Source organism: Methylobacterium phyllosphaerae (assembly GCF_001936175.1).
Taxonomy (GTDB): domain Bacteria; phylum Pseudomonadota; class Alphaproteobacteria; order Rhizobiales; family Beijerinckiaceae; genus Methylobacterium; species Methylobacterium fujisawaense.
The window spans coordinates 632,191-648,995 of the sequence record NZ_CP015367.1 but is presented as its reverse complement, the minus strand read 5'-3'; the positions used below and the strand labels follow the sequence as shown (position 1 = coordinate 648,995).

The following is a 16,805-nucleotide window of genomic DNA, read 5'->3' as shown; positions in this document are numbered from 1 at the left end:
CGGGAGCCTAGGATGCTGCGTTGCCGCTGGCGAGCGTCACCCGAACACGTGGCCGCCGTTGATCCGCAGGCCCACCGGGTGCCCGGCCGCGTAGCGGACCCCGTCGAAATCCTCCACCGCGAGCACGCGCCCCTCGGCATCGACCACCTCGATCCGCTGACGCCCCTGCGTCCTGTACGAGCTGCGCACGGTGCCGGAGAGATGCGCGGCCTCGGGCTCGGCGAGCTGCAACTGCCAGGGCCGGACGTAGAGCTTGACCGGACCGATGGTCCCGGCCGGCGCCGCAACCGGCGTCTCCCGGCCCCGGACCAGCACCCGGCCGCCCTCGGCGATGGCCTCCACCTCGACGGAATCGCCGAGGAACTTCATCACGGTGGCGGAGGCCGGGTTCTCCTGCACCTCGTCGGGAGTGCCCACCTGCTCCAGCCGCCCGCGGTCGAGCACCGCCACGCGGTCCGACAGCTCCAGGGCCTCGTCCTGGTCGTGGGTGACGAAGATCGTGGTCTGGCCGGTGCGGTCGTGGATCTCGCGCAGCCAGCGGCGCAGGTCCTTGCGGACCTGGGCATCCAGGGCGCCGAAGGGCTCGTCCAGCAGGAGGACCCGCGGCTCGACGGCGAGCGCCCGGGCGAGCGCCACCCGCTGGCGCTGGCCGCCGGAGAGCTGCGATGGGTAGCGGTCGCCGAAGCCCGAGAGCCGGATCAGGTCGAGGAGGTCGCCGACCCGGCGCTTGATCTCGGCCTTGGCCGGCCGGTCGGCCCGGCGGCGCGCGTTCAGGCCGTAGGCGATGTTGTCGGCCACGCTCATGTGCTTGAACAGGGCGTAGTGCTGGAACACGAAGCCCACCGCGCGCTCCTGCACGGCGAGCCCGGTCGCGTCGTCGTCCCCGAACAGGATGCGTCCTCTGTCCGGCGCGTCGAGGCCGGCGATGATCCGCAGCAGCGTCGTCTTGCCCGAGCCCGAGGGGCCCAGCAATCCGATCAGCTCGCCCGCCCGCACGTCGAGGGAGAGGTCGTGCAGCACCGCGGCCGTGTCGAAGGTCTTCGAGACGTTCTCGACCCGGATGGCCGTGGATGGCCGGTCAGTGAGACCGGCCGCCCGCGAGCTCCCCCGCGAAGCGCCATTCGAGAACGGATTTGAGGACGAGGGTGATGAGGGCAAGGACGGCGAGGAGCGAAGCGACGGCGAATGCGGCGACGAAGTTGTACTCATTATAGAGGATCTCCACGTGGAGTGGGATGGTGTTGGTCAGGCCGCGGATGTGGCCCGACACCACCGACACCGCGCCGAATTCGCCCATCGCCCGGGCATTGCAGAGGAGCACGCTGTAGAGCAGGCCCCAGCGGATATTGGGCAGCGTCACCGTGCGGAACGCGTGCAGGCCCGAGGCGCCGAGCGTCAGCGCCGCCTCTTCCTCGGCGGTGCCCTGCTCCTGCATCAGCGGGATCAGCTCGCGGGCGACGAACGGGAAGGTCACGAACACCGTGGCGAGCACGATCCCCGGCAGCGCGAACAGGATCTGGATACCGTGATCGATCAGCCAGGAGCCGAACAGGCCCTGCGAGCCGAACAGCAGCACGTAGATCATCCCCGAGACCACCGGCGAGACCGAGAACGGCAGGTCGATCAGGGTGATCAGCAGCGATTTGCCGGGGAACTCGAACTTGGCGATCGCCCAGGAGGCCGCCAGCCCGAACACCACGTTGAACGGCACCGCGATCGCCGCCACCGTGAGCGTCAGGCGGATCGCGCTCCAGGCGTCGGGCTCGCGGAACGCGTCCAGGAAGGCTCCGAGCCCCTTCGAGAAGGCCTGGATGAAGACCGCGAACAGCGGCAGAACCAGGAACAGCGCCAGGAACGCCACCGCGATCCCGATCAGGACCGTGCGGGTCGCGGCTCCCTCGGAGGCGACCGGAGCCTGCTTGGTGGCCGGCACGAAGGCGGGCGAGAAGATCTCAGACATAGCCGAACCGCCTCCGTGACCAGGCCTGGATCAGGTTGATGGCCAGCAGCGTCAGGAACGAGATGCCGAGCATGATCGTGGCGATGGCCGCCGCGCCCCCGTAATCGAACTCGGAGAGCTTGATGACGATCAGCAGCGGCGCGATCTCCGACACGTAGGGCAGGTTGCCGGCGATGAAGATGATCGAGCCGTACTCGCCGACGCCCCGGGCGAAGGCCAGGGCGAAGCCGGTGAGCACAGCCGGAATCAGCGGCGGCAGCACGACCCTGGTCAGGGTGGCGAACCGCGTCGCCCCGAGGGTCGCGGAGGCCTCTTCGATCTCCTTATCGATCTCCGCGATCAGCGGCTGGACTGTTCGCACGGCGAAGGGCAGGCCGATGAACACCATGGCGATGAAGATGCCCAACGGCGTGTAGGCCGCCTGGATGCCGAGGCGTGCGAGGGGCGCGCCGAGCAGCCCGTCCGGCGCGTAGAGCGAGGCGAGCGCGATACCGGCGACCGCGGTCGGCAGCGCGAAGGGCAGGTCGACCGCCGCGTCGACCAGCTTGCGGCCGGGGAAGCGGTAGCGGGTCAGAACCCAGGCCACGAGGAAGCCGAAGGTCGAGGCCACGAGGGCCGCGAGCGCCGAGACGCCGAAGCTGATCCGCAGGGCGCTCGCCACCCGCGGGTCGGTGGCGACGTCCCAGATACCGGACAGGCCCAGCCCCGACGCCTTCACCACCAGCCCGGCGAGCGGCAGGAGCACGATCAGCCCAAGGCAGGTCAGGGTGTAGCCGAAGCTGATCCCGAAGCCCGGGATCACGCTCGGCCGACGGAATGTCCATCGGGGGCGGTGCGTCTCGACCATGATGCGCCCTTCAGCGGCCGGCCCGGCTCAGCCGATCGAACAGACCGCCGGCATCGAAGTTCCGCTTCTGGATCTCGTCCCAGGAGCCCTGGAGATCCTCGATCTTGAACAGCTTGATGTCGGGCAGCTGGGCGAGGTCGGCCTGGGCGGCCGCCTCCCGGCGGATCGGCCGGTAATGGTGCTTAGCGAAGATGGCCTGGGCGCGGTCGGTGTAGAGGAAGTCGAGATAGGCCTGCGCGGCCTTGGTGGTGCCCTTCCGCTCGGCGTTGACCGCCACGAGGGCCACCGGCGGCTCGGCGTAGATCGAGCTCGGCGGCGAGACGATGTCGAACTTGTCGGCCCCGAATTCCTGGAGCACGAGGTAGGCCTCGTTCTCCCAGGTGGGGAGCACGTCGCCGAGCCCGCGCTGGGCGAAGGTCACGGTCGAGCCGCGGGCGCCGGTGTCGAGCACCGGGACGTTCTTGTAGACCTGCCCGACGAAGGCGTCGGCCTTGGCGGCGTCCTTGTCGGTCCCGTAGGCGTAGCCCCAGGCGGCGAGGAAGTTCCAGCGCCCGCCGGCGGACGTCTTCGGGTTCGGGGTGATCACCTTGACGTCGGGCTTGATCAGGTCGGCCCAGTCCTTGATGCCCTTCGGGTTGCCCTTGCGGACGAGGAACACCACCGTCGAGGTGTAGGGCGTGGCGGTGTTGGGCAGCTTGCTGCGCCAATCCTCCGGGATCTTGTGCGTGAGCTTGGCGATCGCGTCGATGTCGGACGGGATGCCGAGGGTGACCACGTCGGCGTCGACGCCGTCGATCACCGTGCGCGCCTGCGCCCCCGACCCGCCATGCGAGGCCCGTATCGTGATCGCTTCGCCGGTCTTCGCCTTCCACTCCTCCGCGAAGGCGGCGTTGATCTCCCGATAGAGCTCGCGGGTCGGATCGTACGAGACGTTGAGGAGCGCGGTCTCGGCCGCGGCCGGCAGCACGCAGGCCCACAGGCCGGCACCCGCCAGCAGGGAGAACCCGATCGCCCGGGCCATCCGGCCGCGACCTGCAGCGTTCTTCATCACGTCCGATCCCCCGCCATGCGCGATTGCGATCCAGGGGACCTGCATCCCCAGAGGCCGGAAATCGTTCTTTTTACCGAACGAAGTCAAGCCTCGGACGCGGACACGCGGGATGGCATCGCTCGCTCAGGAACGGCGTCATCGGCCGGAATGCAAGTCGGATCAGCGCAGTAGGCCGCCAGAACGCATGGATCTTCTCCGGATCTCCGCGACAGGAGAAGAATCGCAATGCCGGATCGGGTTTCTCAGAACGAACAATCTTATGTGCGCTGGCGCACTTGAGTGGGCCTCGGTCCGGTGGGGCGTGAGGCGCTGGCGGTGCGACGCGAGGTCCCTGCCCTGTCCCATCCGGATATCCGGCAATCGCGCCGGTGGCGGGCTGCGTCAGCGCTTCGGCTTGCTGAGCTGGGCGATCAGGGCCTTGAGGCGCTCGTCGACGGGGGCCGAGAGCGTATCGGTATAGAGTGTGCGCAACGTCTGGCCGAGATGGCGGCGGACGCCGGGGGGGAGCGGCGCTGCGTCTGGAATCTGTTCGAGTTCGGAGGCGCGCTCCGGATGCGGCTTCGACATGATGGGGCGATCCTCGCACCTGCCAGCACGCAGCGTTGCAGGGCGTGGTTAAGGAGCCGTCACCGACGCCGGCGCGTCGACGGGTCGTCCGATCCGGCGGCCTCTCGGAGGGGCGGTGTCGCAGGCCGGAACTGGGGCGGTGCAGGGCACGTTGCCCGCGCATCCCCCTGCCCGTTCCCCGGAGACGTCCCTTGCCTCGCTCGATTCCCCTGATGATGCTGGTGCTCTTCGGGGCGGTGACGGTCGGCACCCCGTGCCTCGCGCAGACCAAGCCGGGCGAGATCAAGGGTGTCGACGCGATGGGCGACAAATCCCGCAGCGCCCAGGACGGCTGGAGCCAGGCGCCGGTTCCCCGCGAGCAATCGGCCGCCAAGGATGCGCCGGACCCGGGCGGCCAATCGACCAAGGAAAACGCCAACCGCCCGGTTCCGCAGGCCAATCCCGGCGGCTCGTCCGCCACGGAGCCGCAGGCTCCCCTGGAGCACCGCACGGCGAGCCCCTCGGGAATGAATCCGGCGATCCCCAGCAAGTAAAGAAATCGTTTCTCGGCAGGATGATACCGGCTCGGACGAACGTGGTGCTTCGTCCGAGACACAGGGACTTGCTGTGTCACGCAACCGCACTTGCCTCGCGCGGGCTTTTTTGGGACACCCTGGAATTATACCAGATCGCTTTTCTGTGAGGCGGAGATGACTGTCCAGGTCTCAAGGCGTGGCCTGCTCAAGGGGGCCGGCGCCGGCCTCGCGGGCGGCTCGCTGGGTGCCCTCGGGTTCGGGGGACTCGAGCCCGCTATGGCCGCCGCGGTGCGGCCCTTCAAGCTCGCGCAGATGCGCGAGACCCGCAACACGTGCCCGTATTGCTCGGTCGCGTGTGGCGTCATCCTGTACAGCCTGGGCGATCGCTCGAAGAACGCGCGCTCCTCGGTGATGCACATCGAGGGTGACCCCGATCATCCGATCAACCGCGGCACGCTCTGCCCCAAGGGCTCGGCGCTCCTCGACTTCGTGCACGCCGAGACCCGGACCAAATACCCGCTCCATCGCGCCCCGGGCTCCTCGGAGTTCAAGCGCGTCTCCTGGGACTTCGCCCTCGACCGGATCGCGAAGCTCATGAAGGAGGACCGCGACAAGAACTTCGTGGCCAAGAACGGCGATCTCACGGTCAACCGCTGGACCACGACCGGATTCCTGGCGGCCTCGGCCACGACCAACGAGACGGCGTGGCTGACCTACAAGACCGTCCGAAGCATGGGGGCCCTGGTCTTCGACAATCAGGCCAGGGTTTGACACGGTCCGTCGGTCGCCAGTTTGGCGCCCTCCTTCGGACGCGGTGCGATGACCAACCTCTGGATGGACATCAAGCACGCGGACGTGATCACCGTGATGGGCGGCAATGCCGCCGAGGCTCACCCCTGCGGCTTCAAGTGGGTCGTCGAGGCGAAGGCCCATAACAACGCCAAGCTGATCGTCGTCGATCCGCGCTTCACCCGCACGGCGTCGGTGGCCGATCTCTACTGCCCGATCCGGCAGGGGACCGACATCGCGTTCCTGTCGGGCGTGGCCAAGTACCTGCTCGACAACGACAAGCTGCAGCACCGCTACGTCTCTGCCTACACCAACGCCGGGTACGTGGTCCGCGAGGGCTACGACTTCAGCGAGGGTCTGTTCGCGGGCTACGATGCGGACAAGCGCGACTACGACAAGACCACCTGGGACTACGAGATCGGTCCCGACGGCTACGCCGTGGTCGACGAGACGCTGCAGCACCCGCGCTGCGTCATGCAGCTCCTGAAGAAGCACGTGGCGCTCTACACGCCCGAGATGGTGGAGAAGATCTGCGGCTCGCCCAAGGAGACCTTCCTCAAGGTCTGCGAGCTGATCGCCACGACGGCCGCGCCCGACCGGGTGATGACGTCGCTCTACGCGCTCGGCTGGACGCACCATTCCAAGGGCTCGCAGAACATCCGCTCGATGTGCATCGTGCAGACGCTGCTGGGCAACATCGGCATGCTGGGCGGTGGCATGAACGCCCTGCGCGGCCACTCCAACATCCAGGGGCTGACCGATATCGGGCTGATGAGCAATCTCATCCCCGGCTATCTGAACATCCCCGTGGAGAAGGAGCCCGACTACGCGAGCTACATCGCCAAGCGGCAGTTCAAGCCGCTGCGCCCGGGGCAGACGAGCTACTGGCAGAACTACAACAAGTTCTTCGTCTCGTTCCAGAAGGCGATGTGGGGCGACAAGGCCCAGAAGGAGAACGACTGGGCCTACGACTACCTGCCCAAGCTCGACGTGCCGACCTACGACGTGCTGCGTGGGTTCGAGCTCGCCAAGCAGGGCAAGATGACCGGCTACGTCATCCAGGGCTTCAACCCCCTGCTGTCGTTCCCGAACCGCGCCAAGATGACGGAAGCCTTCTCCAAGATGAAATTCTTGGTGGTGATGGATCCGCTCAAGACCGAGACGGCGCGGTTCTGGGAGAACCACGGCGAGTACAACGACGTCGATCCGACCAAGATCCAGACCGAGGTGTTCGAACTGCCGACCACCCTGTTCGTGGAGGAGGAAGGCTCGCTGTCGAACTCCAGCCGGTGGCTGCAATGGCACTGGCAGGCCCAGGACGCGCCGGGTGAGTGCCGCTCCGACATCGAGATCATGTCGGAGATCTTCCTGCGCATCCGCGGAGCCTACAAGAAGGACGGCGGGGCCTTCTCCGACCCCATCGTCAATCTGAAGTGGGACTACGCGATCGCCGAGTCGCCGACGCCCACGGAGCTCGCCCGCGAGCTCAACGGCTACACGCTCGCGCCGACGCCGGATCTCAACGGGACCGTCATCCCGGCGGGCAAGCAGGTCGACGGCTTCGCCCAGCTCAAGGACGACGGCACCACGGCCTGCGGCTGCTGGATCTACTCGGGCTGCTACACCGAGAAGGGCAACATGATGGCCCGCCGGGACAACACCGATCCCGGCGATCGCGGCATCGCGCCCAACTGGGCCTTCGCGTGGCCGGCCAACCGGCGCGTGCTCTACAACCGCGCCTCGTGCGACCCCGAGGGTCGTCCGTGGTCGGAGAAGAAGAAGCTCATCGAGTGGAACGGCAAGCAGTGGATCGGCTTCGACGTGCCGGATTACGGCGTCACCGTCGCCCCCGATAAGGGCGTCGGTCCGTTCATCCTCAACCAGGAGGGCGTCGCCCGCCTGTGGACCCGCGGACTCATGCGCGACGGGCCGTTCCCGACGCACTACGAGCCCTTCGAGTCCCCGGTGCAGAACGTCGCCTTCCCGAAGATCAAGGGCGCGCCCGCGGCCCGCATCTTCAAGGACGACCTGGCCGATCTCGGCGACGCGAAGGACTTCCCCTACGCGGCGACGAGCTACCGCCTGACCGAGCACTTCCACGGCTGGACCAAGCACGCCCGGATCAACGCGATCCTCCAGCCGGAGGCCTTCGTGGAGATCTCGGAGGAACTCGCCAAGGAGAAGGGCATCGCCAAGGGCGGCTGGGTCCGCGTCTGGTCGAAGCGCGGCTCCCTGAAGGCGAAGGCCGTGGTGACGAAGCGCATCAAGCCGCTGATCTGCGACGGCAAGCCGGTCCACGTCGTCGGCATCCCGCAGCACTGGGGCTTCATGGGCCACACCAAGAAAGGATGGCACCCGAACTCGCTCACGCCGGTCGTGGGCGACGCGAACACCGAGACGCCGGAGTTCAAGGCTTGGCTCGTGAATATCGAGCCGACCACGCCTCCGTCCGATGCCGTCGCGTAAGGGGAGCTGAATCATGGCTGACTACAGCTCCCTCGACATCCGCCAGCGTTCCGCCTCCACGGAGACGCCGCCGGAGATCCGCCGCCAGGTGGAGGTCGCCAAGCTCATCGACGTGTCGAAGTGCATCGGCTGCAAGGCCTGCCAATCGGCCTGCGAGGAGTGGAACGACCTCCGCGACGATATCGGCGTCAACACGGGCACGTATCAGAACCCCCACGACCTCACCCCGAAGTCGTGGACCCTGATGCGGTTCACCGAGTACGAGAACCCCGAGACCCAGAACCTCGAATGGCTGATCCGCAAGGACGGCTGCATGCACTGCACCGAGCCGGGCTGCCTGAAGGCCTGCCCGTCCCCCGGCGCCATCGTGCAGTACTCCAACGGCATCGTCGACTTCATCGAGGAGAACTGCATCGGCTGCGGCTATTGCGTGAAGGGTTGCCCCTTTAACATCCCGCGCATCAGCCAGACCGACCACAAGGCGTACAAGTGCACCCTGTGCTCGGACCGGGTGGCGGTGGGTCAGGCTCCGGCCTGCGCCAAGGCCTGCCCGACCGGCTCGATCATGTTCGGCACCAAGCAGGCCATGATCGACCAGGCGCATGACCGCGTCGAGGATCTGAAGTCGCGCGGCTTCGCGCATGCCGGCCTCTACGACCCGGCCGGCGTCGGCGGCACGCACGTCATGTACGTGCTGCACCACGCCGACCAGCCGAGCCTCTACGCCGGTCTGCCGAACGATCCGAAGATCTCGCCGCTCGTCGCCTTCTGGAAGGGCGGAGCGAAGGTGTTCGGTCTCGCCGCCATGGGCTTCGCCGCGGTGGCGGGCTTCTTCCACTACGTGACGGCCGGCCCCAACGAGGTCGTGCCCGAAGAGGAGGAAGAGGCGGTCGAATACGACGAGGCCAAGCGCCGGGAGACCGGCGGCGGCGAGGCCCGGCCGCATTGATCGGCATCCCGGGCTGCCAATGCAGCCCGGGAGACGCGACGCGCCCCCTCTCCCGTGCGGGAGAGGGTTGGGGTGAGGGTCGAGAAGGTTCAGGATCGAGCACGTCGTTGACGTGGGATCGGGTTGCGCCTTCTCCGGATCGTCCTCATCCCTCACCCTGTCCCTCTCCCGCACGGGAGAGGGGACCCGCGATCCCTTCGGAAACGGGCGGGATCGGATAACCGAAGACGGCGGGGCCCAGAGGCCCTATCCTGAATTTCAGAGCCCCCTCCGCCGAGGCGCAGGGCCGGCGCCGCATCAGGCGAGTGAAGGTCGATGACGATCCACCGCGACATCCGGGACGGCGATCCCCGCCCCCTGCACCACGCCAAGTCCGAGGCGACGGAGGTGCTGTACGTCCCGCGCTACACCGGCGTGCAGCGCGTGAACCACTGGATCACCGCGATCCTGTTCACGCTGCTGACCCTGTCGGGCCTGGCGATGTTCACGCCCTACCTGTTCTCGCTCACCGGCCTGTTCGGCGGCGGGCAGGCGACCCGGGCGATCCATCCCTGGTTCGGCGTGGCGCTGGCGGTCAGCTTCTTCTTCCTGTTCGTGCGCTTCTGGAAGCTCAACATCCCCAACAAGGACGATGTCGAGTGGACGAAGCATATCGGCGACGTGGTCACCAACCGTGAGGACCGGCTCCCGGAGCTCGGCAAGTACAATGCCGGACAAAAGGGCGTGTTCTGGGGGCAGACCGCGCTGATCGGCGTGATGTTCGTCACCGGGCTCGTGATCTGGAACACCTATTTCGGCGGCCTCACCTCCATCGAGACCCAGCGCTGGGCGCTCCTGGCCCACTCCCTCGCCGCGGTGATCGCCATCGCGATCATCGTGGTGCACATCTACGCCGGCATCTGGGTCCGCGGCACCGGCCGGGCGATGGTCCGCGGCACGGTCACGGGCGGCTGGGCCTACCGCCATCACCGCAAGTGGTTCCGTCAGATGGCCGGCGGCACGGGCCGCCGGGGTTCGGTGGACAAGCGCGGATCCTGAGCCTTGGCCCGTTTCTTCAAGCGGAAATCCGCGGCTCCGGCCGCGGACGAGACGCCGACCGCAGCACCCGCGACGAGCCCCCGCCGCCGGGATTTCAACGAGCTGAAGCCCGATCCCGACAAGATCGGGATCTCCGGGTCGGTGCCCTTCGTCCGCCTGCCCGATCCCGCACGGCTGTTCGCCGACCGGTCCGCGCGCCTTCTCGAGGCGGCCCCCGGGAATCCGATGGAGGCCTATCTCCGGTTCGTCGCCGAGGTCGCCCGGGCTCAGGCCGTGATCCAGGCGAAGGGGCCGCCGGCATCGCTTCCAGAGGCCTCCGATCTGGCGCTGCGGAGCGAGCACGGCATGCCGCCCCTGTCGCGGCATAGCCTCGAGGCGGACCAGGGGTTCGACGACGGGCTCCTGGCGCTGCTCGCCGAACTCGACCTCACGACGGCGCCTGAGGCCTCGGTCGCGGCGCGCGACAGCCTGCGTGCGGCGTCCCGGGAGGATCGCCTCGATCTGGCCCTCCAGGTCTTCGAGGGGGCGCTGCCGGTGGACCGGATCGCCGAATGCGTGTTCGTCTCGGCGGCCCTGCAGGTCCGTCTTGCCGAGCAGGCTGCGCGGCTCGACACGAAGACCCTGAAGCCCGTGGCCGACGGGGTCTGCCCCTGCTGCGGCGGCGCGCCTGTGGCGAGCGTCATCGTCGCCTGGACCCCGGCCGACAAGGCGCGTTACCTGAGTTGCTCGCTCTGCGGCACGTATTGGAATCACGTCCGGATCCGCTGCACCGCCTGCGGCGACGGCGAGGGCGTCAGCTATTACGGCCTCGACGAGGTCTCGAAGGACGTCCAGGTCGAGACCTGCACGACCTGCCACAGTTACATCAAGCACCTGCACCAGCACCGGGCGCCGACCCTCGACCCGGTCGCGGACGACATCGCGTCCTATGGGCTCGATCTGAAGATCGCCGAGGAAGGGTTTCGGCGCGCCGGACTGAACCTGCTGTTCGTGATCTAGCCGGACCCTGGCATCCGCTCCGGCGCGGTTTACGTCCCGGATCGCACCCCCGTGCGAACACACCCGCATCCACGGCCGCGGCGGCGGCCTGCAGAAAGCAGCGGCGCGGCCGGCTGGACGGCCCTTCGTGCAGGCTCGGCAACGCTCCACCGCTTCCGGATGGGGGCGGGTCGGAACCGCTCGTGATGCCGCAAAGCTCAGCCCGCCAAGGGGATGCGGCCGATCCTGCGCGAGCGGGTCGGACCGGCCGCGGTCCGATCAGCGATAGCCATACCGGCTCTTGGCGGCGGCGAGCAGGTGCAGGGCTTCGCCGGACTTGCCGGCCGCGCATTCCGCCGCGGCCTGGGCGAGGTCGGCGCCGAAGCGGTCGCCCACGGGCTTGTTGAGATTGCCGGTGGCCACGTCGCTGTCGACGATCGCCTTGGTCCGGGCGATCTCAGGGCCGCAGCCGCTGCCCGTCGGCAGGACGATCGGGGCCGGAATGACGGGCGAGGGCTCGGAGACCGCAGGCGCAGCGCGCTGCTGACAGGCGCCCAACGCCGCGACGGCGAGGGCGGCGAGGCTGAGACGCATCGATCGACGGGACGCGGGCACGGCTGTCATCCTGTTGGGGCGCACGGGCTGCGCCGCCGGGGTTGTGAGCCGAGCTTGGCAGTGGGTCAATCGCCCCGGCCGCAGGCCGATCGGGCGCGGCCGGCGGGCGTTCAGGGTCGAGACCGCGAAACAGGCTGTCTTCAGAAGAGGTTGGCGCGCGCTGCCGCCGACCGGGTCCGGCAGCGCGCTCCGAATCGTGACGGAGCCTACTTCGCTTTCTCGGAGATCGCCTTCAGGCCGGAATCGTAGATGCCCTGGATCGCGTCCTTGGCGACCGTGTCCGGCGCGCCCTTGGCGTTGAAGGTCCCGGTCCAGGTCACTTTTGAGCCGGATTCCGCGGGGGCGACCGAGAGCGTCGACTTGTAGTCCGAGACCGGCAGCGGGCTCTCCAGGATCGTGTAGGTGTAGCTCATCACCTTGTCGTCCCGGGAGACCTGCTCCTCCTTGATGGTGCCGCCGCCCTTCAGGCTGAGGGTGCGGACCTTCATGCCGTCCTTGTCGGACAGGACGCACTTCTCGATGGCGGGATGCCAGTCACCGATGCCGCAGAACTCGCCGATGGTCTGCCAGACCTTGGCCGGGGGCGCGGCGATGTCGGCCGAGCGCGTCACCTCGAGGGCGTAACCCGGCACGGTGGCCGCCGCGAGCGCCAGGGCGGCAAAAGGGAGGGAGCGGCAGAAAGCGAAGGGCATCTTGGGGGTGTCTCCGTCCGTCTGAAATCGCAGCAGCGGCCGCGAGGGGCTCTGATGGCCGCGCAGGAGCTAGGCCGGCATCACGCTCTCGGCAATGGGTCGCGGCGGCCGCGCATGACGATCGTGCCTGGACGATGCCGTCCGAGGCCGGGCTACCAGCCGTCCATCCCGTCGGTCTCGGCCGGGTATCCGTAGACGGTTGCCGGCGCGTAGCCGGACCCGACGGGACGATAATACGCCGGCAGGGACCGGCGGCCCATCTGATCGTTGTCCGCCAGCAGATCGTCCGGCTGATAGGGGTTGCGGCGGCGGGCGACGCGCGTCCCCCGCTGGCCCCGATCCGCCATCGGGACGTCCGCGCCCTCGATCACGACTCGCGTCCGGCCGACGCCCTCGGCCTTGACGAGGTTGAACAGGGTCGCGGCGTTGCGCACCGACAGGCGCACGCAGCCATGCGAGGCCGCACGCCCCAGGCTGCGGACATGGTTGGTGCCGTGAATGGCGTGGCCCTGGGTGGTGAAGAACATCGCGAAGGGCATGGGGGCGTCGTCCCACTCCTTCGAGAAATGCGTCCGCTCCATCCGGAAGGGCCGGTAGGAGCCGGACGGGGTGTCGTAGCTCGCGACGCCGGTGGAAACGGGCCAGGAATAACGCGGCTGGCCGTTGACCGAGACCTCCATGCGCTGGGTGGTCTTGTCGACGTTCACGACCACATCCGCACGGGCTGCGCCTGGGGTCGCGCTCCACAGGAGCAGGCCGGACAGGACCGAGATCAGACCGATACGCATGGACGACTCCGGCGTGAACAACCGCGGTGGTTTGCCGTCACGCTAAGCCGTTGGCAACGCCGAGGTTCCGGCCGGCTCCGGCCCTGCGTAGTCACGCTTTGCCGAGGCCGTCACGGCGCCGCCATGTGGCCGGCGCTGCGGCGGATCGCGGCCTCCGCCTCGTCGGCGATCCGCCGCACCACGTCGCCGGCCCCGGGCAGATCCTCGATCAGCCCGACGGCCTCCCCGACCGTGACGTTGGCGACATCGTAATCGCCCGCCGCGTCGGCCTCCTCCACGTCCCGTCGCCGCTCGGCGGCGGCCGCGTGAAGCGCGTCCTCGCGGCCGTGCCAGGTGTCGATGAAGGCGTTGCGCAGGAGCCGGCCGGTATAGGATGCCGGCCAGGGCCGCTGCCGGGCGATGTCGTAGACCCGCGTGCGCACCGTGTCGTCGCCGGTCGCGGCGAGCACCCGCTGCTTCGCGGCCGGGTGGATCAGGGCTTCCCGGGTCGCCCAGAACCGCGTGCCCACGAGCACGCCGTCGGCCCCGAGGGCCAGGGCTGCGGCGAGACCGCGGCCATCGGCGATGCCGCCCGCCGCCAGCAGCAGGGTCTCCGGGTGCTCCCGGGCGATCAGATCGGCGACGACGGGCACGAAGGCCATCGTCCCGCGCGCGGCGAGCCCGTGGCCGCCAGCCTCCGTCCCCTGGGCGACCACGACGGCCGCACCGACCTCCAGGGCGCGCCGGGCATGCGCGAGGGTGTGAACCTGGCAGATCAGGGGCACGCCGGCCGCCCGGATCCGCGCGGCGAAGGGGGCGGGATCGGCGAAGGAGAGCATCAGGGCAGCGGGGGCGCGGGCGAGCACCGCGTCGAGGAGCGACGGGTCCCGGGCCATGGACCACGTGATGAAGCCGCAGCCGACCCGTTGGTTGCCGGCGGCGGCGAACTCCCGCTGGAGCCGGTCGTGATCGCCGTAGCCGCCGCCGATCAGCCCGAGTCCGCCGGCCGCGCTCACGGCCGCAGCCAGGGCCCCGCCCGATGCCGGGTCCATGGGGGCCAGCACGACCGGATGGCGCAGCCCGAACGCCTCGGTGAGTCGTGTCCTCAGAGCCATGGTCCCTCCCCGCTTCGCATCCGGCTCGACCCTCGGTCGCGCACGCGGCGCCGCCGACGGGATCTCAGGCTTATCGACCCGCTTGACGCAGAAAAAATGATTCCTTCAGAAGGATGTCATCGCGAAAGCAGATGGCATGAACAGCACCGACCTGATGTTCTTCGCCGCCGTCGCCGAGACCGGCGGCATCGGGCGCGCGGCGGCCCGGCTCAACACCGTGCAGTCGAACGTCACCGGGCGGATCCGGGCGCTGGAGCAGGCCCTGCAGGTGCCGCTCTTCCACCGCGGCAGCCGTGGGGTGACGCTGACCCGGGCCGGAGAGCGGCTCCTGCCCTACGCGATCCAGGTCGGGCGGCTGCTGTCGGAGGCGCGGCATGCGCTGCTCTCCGAGGGCGAGCCGCGCGGACCGCTGCGGGTCGGCGCCATGGAGACGACCGCGGCCCTGCGCCTGCCCGGTCCGCTCGCCGCCTTCGCCGCCCGCCACCCGGAGGTGGACATCGAGCTGGAGACCGGCCCGACGGAGCAGCTGATCGCCCGGGTTCTCGACAGGGTCCTCGAAGGGGCTTTCGTCGCCGGTCCGGTCATTCAGGCCGACCTCGTCGCGATCCCGGTGCTCACGGAGGACCTGGTGCTGGTGGCGCATCCGGCCGTCGGCGACCCGGCGGCGCTGCTCGACCGGCTGGGCCGCGCGCGGGAGGCGAAGGTGCTCGTGTTCCGGGCCGGCTGCACGTACCGGAGGCGCCTGGAGGACTTTCTGGCCCGGCAGGGCCTCGTGCATGTCCGCCGCATGGAATTCGGGACCCTCGACGGCATCCTCGGCTGCGTGGCCGCCGGATTGGGCGTGACGTTGATCCCGCGCGTCGTCGCGGAGCCCGCCCGCCGCGCCGGGCGCGTATCGGTCCATCCGCTTCCGGATGGCGACGGACATGCCCAGACCCTGCTGGTCCACCGCAGGGACAGCCAGCCGAGCGCGGCGTTCATGCGGTTTGCCGAGCAGATCCGCGCAGCCTTCCCGGCCTGACGGCACGGACCATGCCTCACCGACCGCCGGTTGACAGCGGCCCGAGCCCGGGGGCCTCCTTCGGCCACAGACGGTTCGGAGTTCCCATGGCCCTCGACCCCACCCTCGCCGCCGAGATCGAAGCGTCCGTGGCGGAGGGCTTTGCCGATCAGGTCGCCCACACGCAGGCTCTGGTCCGGTTCGCCTCCCTGCGGGGCGCGGAGCATGCCTGCCAGGATTACGTCTTCGCGCAATTCCGCGCCCGGGGCTACGCGACCGAGCGCTTCGCCATGGACCGCGCCGCCATCGCGGCGCATCCGGGGGGCTCCAAGATCGATGACGCCCTCCATTCGGACGCGCCGATCGTCGTCTGCCACCACCGCCCGAACACCGAGACCGGGCGCTCGCTGATCCTGCAGGCGCATGTCGACGTGGTGCCGACCGGCCCGCTCGATCTCTGGACCCATCGGCCCTTCGACCCGGTAGTCGAGGGCGACTGGCTATACGGCCGCGGGGCCGGCGACATGAAGGCGGGACACGCCGCGAACCTGTTCGCCCTCGACGCCCTGGCCCGCCTCGGCCTGCAGCCGGCGGCCTCCGTGACGGTGCAGTCGGTGGTCGAGGAGGAATCGACCGGCAACGGCGCGCTGATGAGCCATCTGCGCGGCTACCGGGCCGACGCCGTGCTGATCCCCGAGCCCGAGGACGAGAAGCTCGTGCGCGCCAATACCGGCGTGCTCTGGTTCGCCGTGGAGGTCCGGGGCGTGCCGGTCCACGTCCGCGAGATGGGGGCGGGCGCCAACGCCATCGACGCCACCTACCGGGTGATCGGCGCGCTCCGGGAGGTCGAGGCCCGCTGGAACGCCGAGACGAGCGCGCACCCGCATTTCGAGAACGAGGACCACCCGATCAATCTCAATATCGGCAAGATCGAGGGCGGCGACTGGGCCTCCTCGGTCCCGGCCTGGTGCCGGATCCACTGCCGCATCGCGCTCTATCCGGGCGTGACCGCCGCCCAGGCCGCCGCCGAGATCGAGGCGGCGGTGTCGCGCTTCGCCCGTAGCGACCCGTTCCTGGCCAACAATCCGCCGCGCGTGGTCTTCAACGGCTTCTTCGTCGAGGGCTACGTGCTGGAGGCGGGCTCCGAGGCCGAGGCCGTGCTCGGCCGCGCCCACGCGCGGGCGATCGGTTCGCCGCTGCAGAGCTTCACGTCGCCCTCCTACCTCGATACCCGCGTGCACGCCCTCTACGACCGGGTGCCGGCGCTCTGCTACGGTCCGACCGCCCAGAACATCCACGGCTTCGACGAGCGGGTGAGCTTGGCCTCCGTGCAACGCTGCACCACCGCCATGGCGCTGTTCGTGGCCGAGTGGTGCGGGACCGAGCGCAAGGCCGCCTGAGGTCGGCAGGCCGGGGTCGGGGGCGGGTTCCCTCCCCCGCAGGGGAGAGGGCTTGG

16 protein-coding genes are annotated in these 16,805 nt (G+C 69.2%); 7 read left to right on the top strand and 9 right to left on the bottom strand.

Annotated features, from left to right (window positions below; translation table 11 throughout):
• Positions 1–36 precede the first annotated feature (36 nt).
• From MCBMB27_RS03090 to MCBMB27_RS03070, 5 genes are all read right to left on the bottom strand, one after another.
• A complete protein-coding gene (locus tag MCBMB27_RS03090; RefSeq protein ID WP_043347886.1) occupies positions 37–1,020 on the bottom strand; it encodes a sulfate/molybdate ABC transporter ATP-binding protein in 984 nt (327 codons plus the stop codon).
• A gap of 58 nt (positions 1,021–1,078) precedes the next feature.
• The gene (cysW, locus tag MCBMB27_RS03085; protein WP_075379821.1) at positions 1,079–1,960 is read right to left on the bottom strand and encodes a sulfate ABC transporter permease subunit CysW; all 882 of its coding nucleotides are present in this window, start codon (positions 1,958–1,960) and stop codon (positions 1,079–1,081) included.
• On the bottom strand, positions 1,953–2,807 hold the full coding sequence (gene cysT, locus MCBMB27_RS03080) for a sulfate ABC transporter permease subunit CysT (RefSeq protein ID WP_043347891.1): 855 nt from the start codon (positions 2,805–2,807) through the stop codon (positions 1,953–1,955). Before cysT ends, cysW begins: the two co-directional genes overlap by 8 nt.
• A 10-nt stretch (positions 2,808–2,817) precedes the next feature.
• On the bottom strand, positions 2,818–3,855 hold the full coding sequence (locus MCBMB27_RS03075; RefSeq protein ID WP_043347916.1) for a sulfate ABC transporter substrate-binding protein: 1,038 nt from the start codon (positions 3,853–3,855) through the stop codon (positions 2,818–2,820).
• Between the two features lie 384 nt (positions 3,856–4,239).
• A complete protein-coding gene (locus MCBMB27_RS03070) occupies positions 4,240–4,425 on the bottom strand; it encodes a NepR family anti-sigma factor (protein ID WP_043347894.1) in 186 nt (61 codons plus the stop codon).
• A 191-nt stretch (positions 4,426–4,616) separates the two neighbouring features.
• Here MCBMB27_RS03070 and MCBMB27_RS03065 point away from each other — a divergent pair, with 191 nt between their 5' ends.
• The 5 genes from MCBMB27_RS03065 to fdhE all read left to right on the top strand — a co-directional run bounded on the left by MCBMB27_RS03065 (position 4,617) and on the right by fdhE (position 11,181).
• Positions 4,617–4,958, top strand: a complete 342-nt coding sequence (locus MCBMB27_RS03065; protein ID WP_053609177.1) for a hypothetical protein — start codon at positions 4,617–4,619, stop codon at positions 4,956–4,958.
• Between the two features lie 156 nt (positions 4,959–5,114).
• Positions 5,115–8,195, top strand: a complete 3,081-nt coding sequence (fdnG, locus tag MCBMB27_RS03060; protein ID WP_078947084.1) for a formate dehydrogenase-N subunit alpha — start codon at positions 5,115–5,117, stop codon at positions 8,193–8,195.
• A 13-nt stretch (positions 8,196–8,208) separates the two neighbouring features.
• The gene (gene fdxH / locus MCBMB27_RS03055; RefSeq protein ID WP_043756175.1) at positions 8,209–9,144 is read left to right on the top strand and encodes a formate dehydrogenase subunit beta; all 936 of its coding nucleotides are present in this window, start codon (positions 8,209–8,211) and stop codon (positions 9,142–9,144) included.
• Between the two features lie 315 nt (positions 9,145–9,459).
• On the top strand, positions 9,460–10,182 hold the full coding sequence (locus MCBMB27_RS03050) for a formate dehydrogenase subunit gamma (protein WP_075379820.1): 723 nt from the start codon (positions 9,460–9,462) through the stop codon (positions 10,180–10,182).
• Positions 10,183–10,185: 3 nt separating this feature from the next.
• On the top strand, positions 10,186–11,181 hold the full coding sequence (fdhE, locus tag MCBMB27_RS03045; protein WP_083683332.1) for a formate dehydrogenase accessory protein FdhE: 996 nt from the start codon (positions 10,186–10,188) through the stop codon (positions 11,179–11,181).
• A 258-nt stretch (positions 11,182–11,439) separates the two neighbouring features.
• Here fdhE and MCBMB27_RS03040 read toward each other — a convergent pair whose 3' ends face one another.
• The 4 genes from MCBMB27_RS03040 to MCBMB27_RS03025 form a co-directional block, all read right to left on the bottom strand.
• Entirely contained in the window at positions 11,440–11,784 is a 345-nt protein-coding gene (locus MCBMB27_RS03040) for a hypothetical protein (protein WP_081948680.1), read from the bottom strand.
• A 197-nt stretch (positions 11,785–11,981) separates the two neighbouring features.
• Complete coding sequence (locus tag MCBMB27_RS03035) at positions 11,982–12,467, bottom strand: SRPBCC family protein (protein WP_043347923.1); 486 nt, start codon at positions 12,465–12,467, stop codon at positions 11,982–11,984.
• 152 nt (positions 12,468–12,619) lie between these two features.
• Positions 12,620–13,255 (bottom strand): L,D-transpeptidase, encoded by a 636-nt coding sequence (locus tag MCBMB27_RS03030; RefSeq protein WP_043347906.1) that lies wholly within the window; start codon positions 13,253–13,255, stop codon positions 12,620–12,622.
• 110 nt (positions 13,256–13,365) lie between these two features.
• Positions 13,366–14,349 (bottom strand): NAD(P)H-dependent flavin oxidoreductase, encoded by a 984-nt coding sequence (locus tag MCBMB27_RS03025; protein WP_075379819.1) that lies wholly within the window; start codon positions 14,347–14,349, stop codon positions 13,366–13,368.
• 136 nt (positions 14,350–14,485) lie between these two features.
• Between MCBMB27_RS03025 and MCBMB27_RS03020 the strand changes: the two genes are divergently transcribed.
• Both MCBMB27_RS03020 and MCBMB27_RS03015 read left to right on the top strand, forming a co-directional pair.
• The gene (locus tag MCBMB27_RS03020; protein ID WP_075379818.1) at positions 14,486–15,370 is read left to right on the top strand and encodes a LysR family transcriptional regulator; all 885 of its coding nucleotides are present in this window, start codon (positions 14,486–14,488) and stop codon (positions 15,368–15,370) included.
• A gap of 86 nt (positions 15,371–15,456) precedes the next feature.
• A complete protein-coding gene (locus MCBMB27_RS03015; protein ID WP_075379817.1) occupies positions 15,457–16,749 on the top strand; it encodes an ArgE/DapE family deacylase in 1,293 nt (430 codons plus the stop codon).
• Positions 16,750–16,805 lie beyond the last annotated feature (56 nt).